Annotated in this window: 14 protein-coding genes; 9 read left to right on the top strand and 5 right to left on the bottom strand. The window is 74.4% G+C overall.

What is annotated here, in order from left to right; translation table 11 throughout:
* Positions 1–79: 79 nt before the first annotated feature.
* From BX286_RS16240 to BX286_RS16225, 4 genes are all read left to right on the top strand, one after another.
* Entirely contained in the window at positions 80–613 is a 534-nt protein-coding gene (locus BX286_RS16240) for a GNAT family N-acetyltransferase (RefSeq protein WP_079427833.1), read from the top strand.
* Positions 614–705: 92 nt separating this feature from the next.
* The gene (locus tag BX286_RS16235; protein ID WP_398898892.1) at positions 706–1,014 is read left to right on the top strand and encodes a DUF4229 domain-containing protein; all 309 of its coding nucleotides are present in this window, start codon (positions 706–708) and stop codon (positions 1,012–1,014) included.
* Positions 1,015–1,404: 390 nt separating this feature from the next.
* Positions 1,405–2,730, top strand: a complete 1,326-nt coding sequence (locus tag BX286_RS16230) for a dicarboxylate/amino acid:cation symporter (protein WP_121015303.1) — start codon at positions 1,405–1,407, stop codon at positions 2,728–2,730.
* A gap of 96 nt (positions 2,731–2,826) precedes the next feature.
* Positions 2,827–3,792, top strand: a complete 966-nt coding sequence (locus BX286_RS16225; protein WP_100864206.1) for a glycosyltransferase family 2 protein — start codon at positions 2,827–2,829, stop codon at positions 3,790–3,792.
* A 5-nt stretch (positions 3,793–3,797) separates the two neighbouring features.
* On the opposite strand, the gene BX286_RS16220 is transcribed toward BX286_RS16225, so the two are convergent.
* Both BX286_RS16220 and BX286_RS16215 read right to left on the bottom strand, forming a co-directional pair.
* A complete protein-coding gene (locus BX286_RS16220) occupies positions 3,798–5,021 on the bottom strand; it encodes a hypothetical protein (RefSeq protein WP_121015301.1) in 1,224 nt (407 codons plus the stop codon).
* An 87-nt stretch (positions 5,022–5,108) separates the two neighbouring features.
* On the bottom strand, positions 5,109–5,969 hold the full coding sequence (locus tag BX286_RS16215; RefSeq protein ID WP_079427827.1) for an MBL fold metallo-hydrolase: 861 nt from the start codon (positions 5,967–5,969) through the stop codon (positions 5,109–5,111).
* 111 nt (positions 5,970–6,080) lie between these two features.
* Here BX286_RS16215 and BX286_RS16210 point away from each other — a divergent pair, with 111 nt between their 5' ends.
* Entirely contained in the window at positions 6,081–6,515 is a 435-nt protein-coding gene (locus tag BX286_RS16210; RefSeq protein ID WP_100863473.1) for a MarR family winged helix-turn-helix transcriptional regulator, read from the top strand.
* Between the two features lie 14 nt (positions 6,516–6,529).
* Here BX286_RS16210 and BX286_RS16205 read toward each other — a convergent pair whose 3' ends face one another.
* Positions 6,530–6,856, bottom strand: a complete 327-nt coding sequence (locus BX286_RS16205; protein ID WP_079427823.1) for a hypothetical protein — start codon at positions 6,854–6,856, stop codon at positions 6,530–6,532.
* Between the two features lie 29 nt (positions 6,857–6,885).
* Positions 6,886–8,952: a WD40 repeat domain-containing serine/threonine protein kinase gene (locus BX286_RS16200; RefSeq protein WP_121015299.1), complete on the bottom strand. Its 2,067-nt coding sequence runs from the start codon at positions 8,950–8,952 to the stop codon at positions 6,886–6,888.
* Positions 8,953–9,131: 179 nt separating this feature from the next.
* Here BX286_RS16200 and BX286_RS16195 point away from each other — a divergent pair, with 179 nt between their 5' ends.
* Together BX286_RS16195 and BX286_RS16190 are read left to right on the top strand one after the other, a co-directional pair.
* Positions 9,132–9,479 carry a GntR family transcriptional regulator gene (locus BX286_RS16195; protein ID WP_079427819.1) on the top strand — a complete coding sequence of 116 codons (348 nt, stop codon included), beginning with the start codon at positions 9,132–9,134 and terminating at the stop codon, positions 9,477–9,479.
* Positions 9,476–10,423 (top strand): DUF1648 domain-containing protein, encoded by a 948-nt coding sequence (locus BX286_RS16190; protein WP_315974733.1) that lies wholly within the window; start codon positions 9,476–9,478, stop codon positions 10,421–10,423. Before BX286_RS16195 ends, BX286_RS16190 begins: the two co-directional genes overlap by 4 nt.
* On the opposite strand, the gene BX286_RS16185 is transcribed toward BX286_RS16190, so the two are convergent.
* Positions 10,420–11,241, bottom strand: coding sequence for a hypothetical protein (locus BX286_RS16185; protein WP_121015297.1), 822 nt, complete (start codon positions 11,239–11,241; stop codon positions 10,420–10,422). The genes BX286_RS16190 and BX286_RS16185 overlap by 4 nt on opposite strands.
* A 237-nt stretch (positions 11,242–11,478) precedes the next feature.
* Here BX286_RS16185 and BX286_RS16180 point away from each other — a divergent pair, with 237 nt between their 5' ends.
* Complete coding sequence (locus BX286_RS16180; protein ID WP_237292882.1) at positions 11,479–13,347, top strand: long-chain fatty acid--CoA ligase; 1,869 nt, start codon at positions 11,479–11,481, stop codon at positions 13,345–13,347.
* 183 nt (positions 13,348–13,530) lie between these two features.
* Positions 13,531–15,366, top strand: a complete 1,836-nt coding sequence (locus BX286_RS16170) for an alpha/beta hydrolase (protein ID WP_261993439.1) — start codon at positions 13,531–13,533, stop codon at positions 15,364–15,366.
* Positions 15,367–15,369 lie beyond the last annotated feature (3 nt).

Raw genomic sequence — 15,369 nt, 5'->3', positions numbered from 1 at the left:
CCGGTCCCCGGCGGACCGGGGCCTGCCGCATGCCGGAAACCCGTTGCCGGGGCGGGCAGGTAATAGATACCTTTCCACTGTGACCCTTACGACCCTTGCCTTCACCTTCGATCCCGTCGTCGACCCCGCCCTCCGCGACGGCATCGCGGAGCTGTGGACCGAGGTCTCCAATGCCGGGGGCGCCGTCGGGTTCGTCCCGCCCGTCACCCTCGAGGACATCCGGCCCGCCCTGGTCAAGCACCTCGTCGCGATGGCCGAGGGCCGCCACCGGCTGCTGATCGGGCGCGACGCGGACGGGACCGTGGCCGCCGTGGCCTTCCTCGCCTTCAACCCGCACCGCCTGATGACGCACTGGGTGTACGCGTACACCGTCATGGTCCGCCCCTCCCTCCAGGGCCGCGGCGCCGGCCGCGCGCTGATGGCCGCCCTCGCCGACGCCGCGCGCACGCTGGACGGCATCGAGGCCGTCGTCCTGGAGTGCCGGGGCGGCATGGGCCTGGAGCACTTCTACGCGGCCTGCGGCTACAAGGAGGTCGGCCGGATCCCCGGCGCCATCCGCGTCGCCCCCGGCGACGACCGCGACGGCATCACGATGCTGCTCCCCCTGCACTGAGGCCCCCGACGGCCGTGTGCCCAGGCCCGGCGTGCTTCACTGGACGGGTACGTGCCGACGCGTCCGACGTTTCCGATGAGAAAGAAGGGGTCATCGTGTCCCTCAAGCCGAGTGCGACGATCCGCTACACCGCGATGCGCCTGGGCATCTTCGTCGGATGCCTGGTCTTCGTCGCCCTCCTCGTCCACTTCGGCGTCGTGCCCAAGGGGCTGGGCGCCGCCAACCCCGCCTGGGTCGTGCTGCTCGCGCTGGTGCTCTCCGCGCCGCTCTCCTTCGTCCTGCTGCGCAAGCAGCGCGAGGAGATGTCCCAGCAGATTTCCGGACGCGTCGCGGATGCGAAGCAGAAGCTCGCCGCGAACCGCAGCCAGGAGGACGCGGCCGACGACGCCGCCCGCGCGTGAGCTGCTGATACGAACGCTCCACCGACGAGCCCCAGCGCCGGGAACACCCCCCGCCGCGCTGGGGCTTCGGCGTTTCCGGGGGTGTGTGGGCGCCATGGACCGAGGCGTCCGTGATCAGTTCTCAAAGCAACCCTTTGGGTTTCTCAAAGCAGAAGTGTTAGCGTGTGCGGCATGTTGACCGTCGCAGCGCACCCGATGAGCCCGAGCCTCCCGCTCGTGGCGCGCCTGCACGTCGACCTCTGCCGCCGCGTGTCAGCGGCCTGTTGCTGTTGCCGCTGAAGCGCCCGCAGCAGCGGTCGCCGGCCGGCCCGGCCCCTTTCCGGCTGCCGCCGTACCGCACCCCCCGCAGAAACCTTCCGCCGTACGTCCGTGCGTCCCCCGGAGATTGCCGTGTCCACGTCCCCCCAGGCCCAGGCTCCCGCCAAGGCCTCCTTCACGTTCCCCTTCTGGGCCCAGATCGTCGCCGGTCTCGCGCTCGGCGTCCTCTTCGGCTGGATAGCCCGCAGCCAGGACGTCAGCTGGCTGAAGACCACCCTGGAGCAGGTCGGTGACATCTTCATCCAGCTGCTCAAGCTGGCCGTCGCCCCGCTCGTCTTCTTCGCGATCCTGGTGTCGATCACCAACCTGCGGAAGGTGAACAACGCCGCCCGCCTCGCCTCCCGCACCCTGCTCTGGTTCATGATCACCTCGCTGATCGCGGTGGGCATCGGCCTCGCGATCGGCCTGCTGACCGACCCGGGCGCCGGCACCGGCCTCACCCCGGCCGACGGCAAGGAGCCCAAGCGGCACGGCTCCTGGATCGACTTCCTGACCGGCATCGTGCCGAAGGACATCGTCACCCCGTTCACCGAGCTGAACGTCCTGCAGATCGTCTTCCTCGCCGCCGTCGCCGGCATCGCCGCCCTCCAGCTCGGCGCCAAGGCCCAGCCCGTCCTGAACCTCGCCGAGTCCGTCCTGGAGCTCCTCCAGAAGGCCCTGTGGTGGGTCATCCGGCTCGCACCGATCGGTACCGTCGGCCTCATCGGCACCGCCATCGCCAGCTACGGCTGGGACCTGATCGGCAAGTACGCCACCTTCACCGCCGACATCTACATCGGCTGCGCCCTGGTCATGTTCGGCGTCTACCCGCTGCTCCTCGCCACGGTCGCCAAGGTCAACCCGGTCCAGTTCTTCAAGGGCGCCTGGCCCGCCATCCAGCTGGCCTTCGTCTCCCGCTCCTCGGTCGGCACCATGCCGGTCACCCAGAAGGTCACCGAGCGCCTGGGCGTCCCGAAGGAGTACGCCTCCTTCTCCGTCCCGTTCGGCGCCACCACCAAGATGGACGGCTGCGCCGCGATCTACCCGGCCCTCGCCGCGATCTTCATCGCCAACATCTTCGACGTGCAGCTGGGCATCAAGGAGTACCTGCTCATCGCGTTCGTCTCGGTCGTCGGCTCCGCCGCCACGGCCGGTCTCACCGGTGCGACGGTCATGCTCACCCTGACCCTCTCCACCCTGGGCCTGCCGCTCGCCGGCGTCGGCCTGCTGATGGCGATCGACCCGATCCTCGACATGATGCGCACGGCCACCAACGTCGCCGGCCAGGCCGTCGTCCCGGTCCTCGTCTCCGCACGTGAGGGGATCCTCGACAAGGAGGCCTACGCCGCCGCCTCGTCCTCCCCGCTGGACGAGCCCGCCGCCGCCCCGGCCCCGGCCCCGGTCGCCGTCGCCGCCTGACGCGCCGGCACCCGCACGCCGCGGCCCCCGCCCCCGTCCGGGCGGGGGCCGCGGCGTTTCCTCCTCCGCGTGCCGGTGGCGGGGGCTTCGCGCATGATGAGGGCTGTGGACGACGAGCGCGGGGACGCGCCGGCCGTGTCGGTCGCGGTCCCCGTCTTCAACGAGGAGGAAGTGCTGCCCGTCCTGGCGGCACGGCTCAGGCCGGTCCTGGACGGGTGCGGCGAACCGTACGAGGTCATCGCCGTCGACGACGGCTCCACCGACCGGACCCCCCTCCTGCTGGAGGACCTGCGCGCGGGCTGGCCGCAGCTGCGCGTGGTGACCCTCAGGCGCAACAGCGGCCACCAGGCCGCCCTCACCGCCGGACTGCGCCGCGCCCGCGGCGCGTACGTGGTCAGCATCGACGCGGACCTCCAGGACCCGCCGGAGGTCATCCCCGACATGCTCGCCCTCGCCCGGGCCGAACGCCTCGACATCGTCTACGGCGTCCGCACCGACCGCTCCACGGACAGCGGCTTCAAACGCCGCACGGCCGGCGTCTACTACCGGCTCATGCGCCGCCTCGCCGGCTCCTTCGTACCCGACCAGGCCGGGGACTTCCGGCTGCTGTCCCGTGCCGTCGTGGACACCCTCAAGACCCTCCCCGACCAGCAGCAGATCTACCGCCTGCTCATCCCCTGGCTGGGCTTCCCCAGCGGGCAGATCGCCTACCGGCGCGCGGAGCGGGCGGCGGGCACCTCCAAGTACCCCCTGCACAAGATGGTCCTGCTGGCCTTCGACAGCATCACCAGCTTCTCCGCCGTCCCGCTGCGGCTGGCCACCGCGATCGGCGCGCTGAGCTCCCTGGTCTGCCTGGGGTTCCTGGTGTGGGCCCTCGTCGTCCACGCCACGGGCGACACGCTGCCCGGCTGGACCTCCCTGATCATCACCATGCTGTTCTTCGGCGCCGTCCAGCTGTTCTGCCTGGGCATGCTCGGCGAGTACGTGGCCCGCATCCACACGGCGGTCCAGGCCCGGCCGACGTACGTCGTGGCCCGCGACACCGGGGAAGAGGGGCGGTAGGCCCCTCAGACCAGCACCCCGGCGAAGAACATGGCCGCCAGAAGGGCGTACTGGGCCGCGCAGGCCGCCAGGAGCGGGACCTGTACCCACACGGGCGTCCGCCGGACCAGGAGCAGCCCGACGAACATCTGCGCGTGGACCCGGTACCAGGACATCTGCGCTCCCGCGACGAACGGCACCAGGAACACCGCCACCGTCAGGACCAGCGCGGCCCACTCCTCGGCCGCGAGCCGCCGGCGCCGCAGCAGCAGGACGGCCGCCGTCGCCACCACCAGCAGCACGAAGGCGGCGTTCACCCACAGCTGTGGACGGTGCGCGGCGAGGGCGTGCTCCAGCAGCCAGGGCAGGTCGCCCTTGGGGGTGTACCAGTCGCGGAACGGGACCCGGTAGGCCCGGACCATCTCGGCGAAGGGCTCGCGGAGGTCCCCCTGCCCGTAGCTGATCCGCTGGATGGTCCGGTACGCGTCCCAGCGGCCCGTCGCCTGCCACATCTGCCAGGCGGCCCACAGCGCCCCGCACCCGGCGGCCGCCGCCGACAGCCCGGCCTTGGCCCACCGGCGCGGCCGGGTGTCCCCGCGCCACGCGAACAGGGCGCTCGACAGCAGCATCACGACGGCGACGGCGCCGACCGGGTGACAGGCGACCGCCACGAAGCCGCCCGCCGTGGCGGCCCACCAGGACCCGCGCCCCACGCCGGCGACGCAGACGAGCAGGGCCAGTGTCGCGAGGGCGATCGGGAACACGGCGTGGAAGTAGACGCCGCCCGGGAAGACGGTGCCGACGGCGAGGGTCAGCGCGGTGGCCCGGGTGAGCCGGGCGCCGAGCAGCCACCACAGCACCGCGAACATCCCCAGCAGCGCCGCCTCGGTGACGACGACGGCGGAGAGCTCGTAGGAGAGCCCGGTCCCGGACACCGCCCGCACCGCCATGGGGTACCCGGGGAACCAGGCCACGTTCCCGCACATGACGTCGGGGAAGTTCGCGTACCGGTCCCGGCAGCGGAACATCTCGTAGCCGCCGCGGGCGATGGAGAGGTAGTGCTCGGAGTCCCAGCGGCGGCGGCTGTCGGTGGACCAGTAGGCCACCCGTGATCCGTCCGCGGCGACGGAGGCGCGCGCCACCGCCCAGGTGACCAGGTTGGAGACCAGCCAGGCGACGACCGGCGGCAGCAGCAGCAGCCGCCCGCGGAGCCGGCCGTCCGTCCGGCCGGCCAGGGTGGATTCGGTCATCTCCCCGCCAGTCTGGCCAAGGCCCCACCGCCCCGCACCCGGAAGGCCGCTGGACAGCTCACCGGCTAGGCGGCGGCTAGGCGGCGGCTAGGCGTCCACCGGGTGCCAGGCCGGGCCGGCGGGGTCCTGGTCGATCCGGCCGAAGACGACGTCCGCGAAGTGGACGCCGAAGCCGATCGTGTCCGGCTCGGCGAGCTCCGCCGCCAGGCGGTGGCGGTGGACGGCCGTGGCGGGGAGGTCGTGGTCGAAGCCCGCGGACCAGGAGGGGTGGGAGGCCTGGATCGGCGAGTGCATCGCGTCGCCGAAGGCGATCAGGCGGCGGCCGCCGCCGGTGATGACGTACTCGGCGTGCCCGACCGTGTGGCCCGGGGTGATGCGGACGCGGACGCCGGGGAAGACCTCCTCGTCGTGGGTGATCGTGCGGACGTTCTTCGAGAGGGCCGCTGCCACATGGGCCTCCAGGGCGTCGCGGCCTTCCCACTCCGGCTCGGAGATCAGGAACTCGGCGTGTCCGAGGAGGGGTTCGCAGGCCCAGCCGAGGTGGTCGGGGTGGAGGTGGGTGAAGGCCACCGCCTCGATGTCCTCGGGCCGGCGGCCGAGGGCGGCCAGGCTGTCGGGGAGGGCGCCGCCGTGGGCCGAGTGCAGGGGGCCGTCCGGGCTCTCGAAGGCGTGCGGGCCGATACCGGCGTCGATGAGCAGGGCGCGGCCGCCGTGCTCCACGAGGAGGGCGCCGACGCTGCCGGCCAGGTGGCCCGTCTCGTCCAGGTACTCCGGGTGCGCGGCCCAGGTCGCGTCGGTGGTGCCGGGGAGCAGGCTCAGGGGGCGCAGGCGTACGGCGCCGTCCGGGACGTAGGACACCTTCGTCTCGCCCAGCTGGAGGGAGCGGACGCCCGAGGGGCGGCGGAGGCGGGCGTCGTCTCGGTGGGTGGATGCGGTCAAGTCGGGCATTTCTTCTCCCTGGTGAGGTGCCGGTGCGCGACGGTGATCACTATAAACATCAAGCTTGAATCATTCAAGCTGTAAATATATTGGCTTGATGGGGTTGTTAGGGTGGGCGGCATGACGAAGTCCCCGGAGCCGCAGTCGCAGGCCGTCGCCGAACGGCAGCTGTGCGGCCTGGTCGACGGGCTCGCCCAGCGGATCGCCGAACACGTGCGGAAGCGGGCCACCGCCCTGGGCCTGACCGCCGCGCAGGCGACCGCCCTGCGGGAGCTGACCGGGCCGATGACCATGCGGGAGCTCGCCGAGCGGATGAACTGCGAGCCCTCCAACGCCACCTTCGTCGTGGACCGGCTGGAGAGGCAGGGCCTGGTCGAGCGTCGTTGCCACCCCACGGACCGGCGCGCCAAGCTCCTCGTCCTGACGGACGAGGGCGCGGGGCTGCGGATCCGGCTGCTCGACCTCCTCCACGTCGATTCGCCGGTGGCGGGCCTCGCGCCGGAGGAGCAGCAGGTGCTGCGCGACCTGCTGGAGCGGGCCGTCACCGGTTCCTGACGGGCGGCCGGGCGTCAGAGGGTCTGGCCGCGCAGGAAGGCGATCGAGGCCAGGGCGAAGGGCGCCGCGTACCACCAGCGGCCCAGGGTGCGGTGGAAGACGGGCACGGCGGTCAGCAGCAGCCCGGCGAAGCACAGGGCGACGCAGGCGTGGGCCGTGAACAGGGCGTCGTCGCGGATCCGGTCGTACGGGCCGTCCGGGTGCAGGGCCAGGGAGACGTAGCAGAGACAGGCGGCCGGCAGGTAGACGAGGACGGCCAGGGGGGCGCCCAGCACCCACCGCAGGCAGCCCCGGTCCTGGGGCAGGTCGATGCTGTCGTGGGGGTGGCGGCGGTAGGTCATGCGCACATTCCCGGGGGTCTCGGCGGTTTTCAGGAGATCCGCCAGATGCGGACGGTGGAATCCTCGCTGCCGCTCGCCAGGTGCACGCCGTCCGGGCTGAAGGCCACGGCGGTGACGGCGCCGGTGTGCCCGTTGAGCTTGGTGGCGGCGGTGCGCGTGGCCACGTCCCACAGCCGGACCGTCCGCCCGCCGCCGCCCGCGAGGGTGCGGCCGTCGGGGCTGAAGGCCACCGACCGGACGGTGCTGTTGCTGCCGGTGAGGGTGGCGGTTGCGGCGGCGGTGGCCGGGTCCCAGAGGCGGATGGTGGTGTCGCCGCCGCCGCTGGCCAGGGTGCGGCCGTCCGGGCTGAACGCCACCGAGGCCACGTGCGCGGTGTGGCCGGTGAGGGTCGCGGTGTTGGAGCGGGCCGTGACGTCCCACAGTCGGACGGCGCCGTCCTCACCGCCGCTGGCCAGGGTGCGGCCGTCGGGGCTGAACGCGACCGAGCGGACGGTGCCGCCGTGGGCGTCGAGGGTGGCGGTCACCGTGCCGGCGGCGAGGTCCCAGAGGCGGACGGTGCGGTCGTCGGCGTCGGCGAGCAGCGTGCCGTCCGGGCTGAAGACGGCCGCCAGCACACCGGCCGACGCCTTCAGCTCGGCCTTGTCACTGCGGCGTTCGACGTCCGACAGGGCGATGGCCCGGTCCAGCCCGGCGCTCGCGAGGACCTTCCCGTCGGGGCTGAACGCCACGCACGTCACCGTCGCGGACCGGGCCCGGAAGGGGGAGGAGCCGGAGGCGGCCGCCATGTTCCACAGCCGGACCGTGCGGTCGCTGCTCCCGCTCGCGAGGAACCGGCCGTCCGGGCTGAACGCCACCGACCCGACGGAGTCGGTGTGATGGGTGATGACCACCCCCGCCCGGGGGCCGGCCGTCCCGCCCCCAGCGCCCGCGCCGCCGCCGCTCCAGCGGGTCAGCCGCAGCGCCGCGTAGGCCCCGCCCGCGGCCCCGGCGGCGCCCAGGCCCCCGAGCAGCACCGTGCGCCGCGTCGGCCCACCGCCGCCCCGGCGTTCGGGGCGGGGGCCGGGCCGGTCCGGGGGGCCGGCGTGGTGCGTGGGCCCGGCGGTGTCCGCGCCCGGGGGGCCGGGCGGCAGTGCCGGGCCGTCCGGGGCCGCGGCGCCGGGCCCGGGCGGCGGCACCTGCGCGTCCGGGGGCGGTGCCTGCGTGTCGCGGGTCAGCGGCCGTGCGTCCGGGGGCGGTGCCGCCGTGTCCCGGGTCGGCACCCGTGCGTCCGTCGTCGCCAGCAGGGCGCGCAGCCGCCCTGCGGCGGACGGGGCGTCGGGGCGGGCCCGCGGGTCCTTGGCCAGCAGGCCGGCGACCAGCTCCGCCAGCGGAGCCGGCACGTCCGCCCGTACGGTGTCCAGGGCGGGCGCGGTCTCGTCCAGGTGGCGGCGCATCAGCACCCATGGGGTCTCGGTGACCGGGAACGGCGGCGCACCCGTCGACAGCGCGTGCAGCACGCCCCCCAGTGCGTACATGTCGCAGCTCGCGCCGACCCGTTCGCCGCGCCACTGCTCGGGCGCCATATAGGCGGGGGTGCCGAAGACATGGCCGGTGGCGGTCAGGGAGGCCGTGGCATGGGCGGTGCGGGCGATGCCGAAGTCGCAGATCTTCAGGCGGCCTTCGGTGAGCAGGAACAGGTTCGCGGGCTTCAGGTCCCGGTGCACCACCTGTTGCGCGTGCGCCGCCGCGAGGGCCTCCGCCGCCTGCAGGCCCAGGTCCAGCACCTCGGGCAGCGGCAGCCCGCCCCCGGGGTGCGCGGCGAGGCGCTGGGCGAGGTCCATGCCCTCCAGCAGCTCCATCACGATGAACAGCCGCTTCCCGTGCCGCCCGGTGTCGTGGACGACCGTGATCCCCGGGTGCCGTAGCCGCGCCCCGATCTCCGCCTCCCGCCGGAACCGGCCCAGCTGTTCCTCGGAGGCGTCGAACTCCAGCAGCACCTTCACGGCCACGGCCCGCCCGAGCTCCAGGTCCTGGGCCCGCCACACCTCGCCGACGCCGCCCTGCCCGAGCCGCACGTCGAGCCGGTACCGCCCGGCCAGCTCCTCTCCCGCCCGCATCGCTCCCCCTGCCCGCCGCCGCCGGATCCCGGTCAACCGCCGCCGGGGCAGGGGTCATTGTGCAACACCCCGCTGACGGCGGGCTGTGGACGCGGGCCGCTTCACGCTTCCGTGGCCGCCGGGCGGCTCCCCGCCGACGGTGGCCCCCTCCGTCCGATGGTGCTAGCGTCATTAGCACCATGTTGCTGAGGCTGAACACCGCCGACACCCGCCCCCTGCACGAGCAGGTGGCCGGTGCGATCCGGCGCGCCATCGCCGACGGCGAGTGCGCGCCCGGGGACCGGATCCCGCCCGCGCGCGAGCTCGGGCAGGTGCTGGGGGTCAACGCCAACACCGTGCTGCGCGCCCTGCGCGCCCTGCGCGACGAGGGGTTGCTGGAGTTCCGGCGCGGCCGCGGGGTGACCGTCGCCGGTGGCGCCGACGGGCGTTCGCAGCTGCTGGAGCGGGTGCGCGCCCTGGTCGCCGACGGGGCGCGGCTGGGGTACGGCAGGGCCGAGCTCATCGAGATGATCAGGGGGATGCCGTGAAGGGCCGTGGGATGTGGGGAGCGGTCGGCTGGGGGGCCGGGGTGCTGGCCCTGCTGGTGGGGCTGCCGCTCGCGGCGGCCGGGCGGCTGCCGGACCCGGTGGCCACCCACTGGGGCGCGGGCTCCGACGGGCCCGACGGGTCGATGCCGCTGTGGGCGGCCGTGGTGTTCCCGGCGCTGGTGTGGGTGGTCGTGGTGGCCGCGGTGGTGTTCGGGGCCCGGCGCGGGCCCCGGCGCGCCTGGGGCCGGGCGGCGCTGGCCTTCGGCGGGGTGATGCTCGCGGGGGCGCAGGCCTCGGTCGTACGGGCCAACCTGGACGTCGCCGACTGGCGTCAGGCCGGGGACGTGACGGGGTGGGGCGTGGCGGTGATGGCCGGGGTGGCCCTGCTGGCCGGGGCCGGGGCGGCGCTGCCCGGGCGACGGGCAGGGGCGGCGGAGCCGCCGGCTGCGGAAGGGCCCCGGATGGAGATCCCGGACGGGGAACGGCTCGTCTGGCTGTCGAGCGCCGCCAACCCCTGGCTGCAACTGCTGGCCGGCCTGTTCGCGCTCGCCGCGCTGGGCGCCCTGCTCGCCGGGCTGGCGGGCCTGGCCGCGGACCCGTGGCTGACGGCCGGGACCCTCGCGCTCGCCGCCCTCGCGGTGCTGGCCTGCTCCTCGGTCCGGGCGAGGGTGACGCGGCGGGGGCTGGAGGTGGCCTTCGGCCCGCTCGGGTACCCGGTGCGGCGCTGGGCCGCCGAGGACATCGAGTCGGCCCGCATGGAGGTGCGTACGGCCGCCCGGGCCGGCGGCTGGGGCTACCGGATCAACGGGCTGGGCACGACGGTGATGCTGCGCGGCGGCGAATGCCTGGTCGTACGGGCGAAGGGGCGCGACTTCGCGGTGAGCGTGGACGACGCCGCGCGCGGCGCCGCCCTGCTCAACTCCCTTCGCGTGGGCAAGGGTTAGCCCCGGGCGTAGGAGCCCAGGCCGACCAGGCAGTACACGTACTCGTTGATGACGCTGCCGTTGATCGTGTAGCGGTACGAGAACCCGTACTCCGTATCGGAGTTCTCGTCGCAGCGGCTCATGTCCGAGGTTCCGGGGAAGCGCTGGATCACCCGGTAGTGCGCGTCGTCGGCCCCGCAGGAGACCTCGTGGACGCCGGTGACGCGCGTCGCCGTCGTGGAGTCCGGCAACTGGCCGTTGAGGCAGGTCCCTTCGTCGAAGGGGCGGGGGGCCTCGGAGGTCTGCCCGGGCAGGGGGAGCGAGAACGTCGGGGCGGCCGCCGGGTCGGTGGCCGGGGTGCCGGTGTCGGTGTACGTCGGCGTCGGCGTGGGCGGGGTGTACGGGCTGTACGGGCTGTAGGCCGAGGAGGGCGTGGCGGAGGCGGTGGCGGTGGGGCGGGAGTCGTCGTCGCTGCCGCTCGCCACCACGATGCCGATGACCAGCGCGGCGACGACGCCGAGGGCCAGCAGGCAGCCGAGGGCGCCGGACTTGCCGGTGGGAGCGGGAGCGGGGGTGGGGGTGGGGGTGGGGGTGGTGGCGGTAGCGGGCCCCGGCGTGGGCGGGGGTGGTGGCGGCGGTACGGGCTGGGTCGCGGCCGGGCCCGGCACCCGTATGCGCAGCAGTACCTCCTCGTCGCCGATTCGGGCCCGGACGAGGTCGCCGTCCCGGGCCGGCGGTATCCGGAGCCGCACGGTCCCGGAGGGGAGGGGGGCGTCGACGGTCGCTCCGGCGGCGGCCTGCGCGGGGGTGAGCGTTAACTGGACTTCCTCTGACGACACCGGCTGCTCCTCAAGGTGGCGGCGCCTGGCGGACGTCCGGAATTCTTCCCCCTCCGCCCTGGCTGACGCAGCCGTTCCGGCTCGTCGGGACCGGTCCGTGAGGTTGTGCGGACCAGGGGTGGAGATCGTTCGCGGGGTGTGGAGCTGTGGGGGAGGGCTCGTTCGAGGGGTGTTCCCCGGGGTGCGCGCGTGCGTAGATTACCGGCGGTAACTCCGATCGACCGAGGAGAACGAGCCGTGGACGCTGCCGAGCCGGAGCTGGTCGAGCCCGTCAAGACGATCGTCGCCGGAGTGGTGCGCGAGGTGGCGGTGCCCGCCCTCGCCGTGGCGCCGGCCGGCGGATCGCTCGGGGACCTGCCCTTCCTCAACGCCCTGGAGGCCCCGGGCGAGCCCGTACTCGCCCGCAAGGAGCGCGACGGCACCTGGCGGGACGTCACCGCCGCGGAGTTCGCCGCCGAGGTGCTAGCCGTCGCCAAGGGCCTGATCGCCGAAGGCCTCGCGGAGGGCGACCGGCTCGCCATCATGGCCCGGACCACCTACGAGTGGACCCTGCTGGACTTCGCGGGATGGGCGGCGGGGCTGGTCACCGTCCCCATCTACCCGACCTCCTCCGCGCTCCAGGCCCGCTGGATCATCCACGACTCCGGGGCCGTGGCCTGCGCCGTCGAGGACACCGTCCAGGCCCGGCTCATCAGCGCCGAACGCGCCCACCTGCCCGGCCTCGCCCACCTGTGGGAGTTCGACACGGGCGCCATCGCCCGCCTGGTCAAGGCCGGCGAACACCTCCCCGACGCGATCGTGCAGGCGCGCCGGGCCGCCCGTACGCCCGAGTCCTACGCCACCCTCGTCTACACCTCCGGCACCACCGGACAGCCCAAGGGCTGCACGCTGACCCACGGCAACTTCTTCGCCGAGGTCGACAACGCGGTGGCGCTGCTCCACCCCGTCTTCGATTCCGTCAGCAAGGACCCCGCCTCCACGCTGCTCTTCCTGCCGTTGTCGCACGTCTTCGGCCGGATGGTCGCCGTCGGCTGCCTGCGCGCCCGCGTCAAGCTCGCCCACGCCCCCAGCATCAAGACCGAAGACCTCCTCGCCGACCTCGCGGGCTTCCGCCCGACCTTCCTGCTCGCCATCCCCTACGTCCTGGAGAAGGTCCACAACACCGCCCGTGCCACCGCCGAACGCATGGGCCGCGCCGCCTCCTTCGACCGCGCCGCCCGCATCGCCCAGCGCTTCGGGGAGGCGACGGCCGCGGGCGCCCCGCCGGGGCTGGCGCTGCGGGCCGCCCGCGCCCTGTACGACCCGCTGGTCTACCGGCGCATCCGGGCCGCGCTCGGCGGCCGCGTCCGCTACATCCTCAGCGGAGGCTCCCCCCTCGGCCGGCGGCTCGCCGCCTTCTACACGGGCGCGGGCATCGAGGTCTTCGAGGGGTACGGGCTCACCGAGACGACGGCCGCCGCGACCGTCACCCCGCCGCTGCGGCCCCGCCTGGGCACGGTCGGCTGGCCGCTGCCCGGCACGGCGGTGCGCATCGCCGACGACGGGGAGGTGCTGTTGCGCGGCGGGCACGTGTTCGCCGGGTACTGGAACGTGTCCGCGCAGCCGGCGGGGGAGTGGCTGGCCACGGGCGACATCGGCGAGCTCGACGCCGACGGCTACCTCACCATCACCGGCCGCAAGAAGGACCTGATCATCACCTCCGGCGGCAAGAACGTCGCCCCCGCCCCGCTGGAGGACTGGCTGCGGGCGCACCCGCTGGTCGGCCAGTGCATGGTCATCGGCGACAACCGGCCCTACATCGCGGCCCTGATCACCCTGGAGCCGGAGGGGCTGGCGCACTGGCGGCAGATGCACAAGAAGCAGGACGTGCCGGTGCGCGAACTGGTCACGGACCCGGAGCTGCTGGAGGAGCTTCAGCGGGCGGTGGACGAGGCGAACAAGCTGGTGTCGCGGGCCGAGTCGATACGGCGGTTCGCGGTGCTGGCGGGGGAGTTCACGGAGGAACGGGGGCACCTCACCCCGTCGATGAAGCTGAAGCGGGGTGCGGTCGCCCGGGACTACGAGGCCGACATCGAGGCCCTGTACCGGGCACCCCGCGGCTCCTGAGGGGCCGCTGCGCGGAGCCGTCCCCCGCCGGCGTGCGGGGCGCGGCACGGTATCGGAGCCCCAGAGGGGGTGGGGGAGGAGGGCGGCCCCGCGCGGCGGCGACCCGCCGCCCGGCGGGCGGGGGCGGCGCGGGCCGCTTATCGTGGGCTGACCGGTTCCGGGGGGCCAGCCGAGGAGCGTGCCGTGCGCCCTGCCCGTGCCCGTACCCGCGCCCGCATACGTGCCGCCACCTGCGCCGCAGCCCTGGCCGCCGCCCTCTCCACCGCCCCCGCAGCCGCCACCGCCCCCACGACCCCCGCGCCCGGGGAGGGCGTGCGCACGGTCGCTGCGCCCGGGGAGGGCATGCGTACCGGCCTGGCCCCCGCTCCGGCCCAGGGCATACGCACCGGCCCCGCTCCGGCCCAGGGCATACGCACCGGCCCCGCTCCGGCCCAGGGCATACGCACCGGCCCCGCTCCGGCCCAGGGCATACGCACCGGCCCCGCTCCGGCCCAGGGCATACGCACCGGCCCCGCTCCGGCCCAGGGCATACGCACCGGCCCCGCGCCCGCCCAGGGCATACGCACCGGACCCGGCCCCGCTCGCCAGGGCCTGCGGTGGGGTGACTGCGCCGAGAAGCCCGTGCCCGACGGGATGCGGTGTGCCACGCTGACCGTCCCCCTCGACCACGACCACCCCGCCAAGGGCACCACCCGCGTGGCCCTGGCCAAACTGCCCGCCACCGCCCCCGCGCGCGGCCGCCGCGCCGGGTCCCTCCTGCTGAACTACGGCGGCCCCGGCGCCCCCGGGATCGCCTACCTCGCCGCCGACCCCGCCCTCTTCGCCAAGCTCAACGAGCGCTACGACCTGATCGCCTTCGACCCGCGCGGCGTCGGCCTCAGCGACCCCGTCTCCTGCGGCGGCGTCCAGGCCGCCGACTCCGGGGCCGGCACCGGCGATCCCGGCGACCCCGCCACCCAGCTGGCCGCCCTGCGCGCCGAGGTCCGCCAGTGCGAGCGGCACTCCGGACGCGTCCTCCAGTACATCGGCACCGTCCACGTCGCCCACGACCTGGACGACATCCGCCGGGCCCTCGGCGAGGAGAAGCTGGACTACCTCGGCTTCTCCTACGGCACCCGGCTCGGCGCCGTGTACGCCGCCCTGTACCCGGAGAACACCGGCCGGATGGTCCTCGACGGCGTCGACAGCCTCGCCGACTCCCTCACCGAGCAGGCCCTCGCCTCCGCACGCGGCCAGCAGCGCGCCCTCGACCACTTCCTGACCTGGTGCGCCCACCAGCAGGACTGCGTCTACGGCACGAACACCCGTACCGCCAAGGAGAGGGTCAACGCCCTCGTCGCCCGTCTCGACGAGCACCCGATGACCGGTACCGGAGGAACCCCGTTCACCGGCGACGACGCGGTCCTCGCCATCGGCAGCGCCCTCTACGACAAGGCCTCTTGGCCGGACCTGGCCGCCGCCCTGGGCCGGGCCGAGCGCGAGGGCGACCCTGCCGGCCTCGAAGGGCTCCTGGCCCCCGCCGAGCCGGCCCCCGCCGAGCCGGCCGCCACCGGCACCCCCTCCCAGGTGCCCGCCGACAACGCCTCGGCCGCCATCACCGCCGTGAACTGCGCCGACGACCCGGACCGGAGCAATGACAAGGCCGACCCGTCGGTGATCGCGAAGGAGGTCGGGGACCTCGGCCCACGGTTCCGCGAGGTCTCCGAGATCTTCGGCCCGCGCCAGCTGATGACCGTGCTGGCCTGCTACGGACGCCCCGCCGGCACCGACTTCATCCGCCGCATCGACCACCCCGGCGCCCCGCGCATGCTCCTCGTCGGCACCCGGGGCGACCCGGCGACCCCGTACGAGTGGACGGAGGAGACCGCCCGGCGCCTCGGATCGGCGGTGGTCGTCGACCACAAGGGCGAGGGGCACACCGGCTACCCCTCCTCCGCCTGCGTGCGCGGCTACGTGGACGGCTTCCTGATCGACGGCCGCCTTCCCGCCGGGACGCGCGCCTGCCCCGCCGGCGAGTGAACC

Source organism: Streptomyces sp. 3211.6 (assembly GCF_003634815.1).
In the GTDB taxonomy this organism is placed as follows: Bacteria; Actinomycetota; Actinomycetes; order Streptomycetales; family Streptomycetaceae; genus Streptomyces; species Streptomyces katrae_A.
Note: the sequence above shows the minus strand (reverse complement) of the source record. Positions and strands in the feature narration are given on the sequence as shown.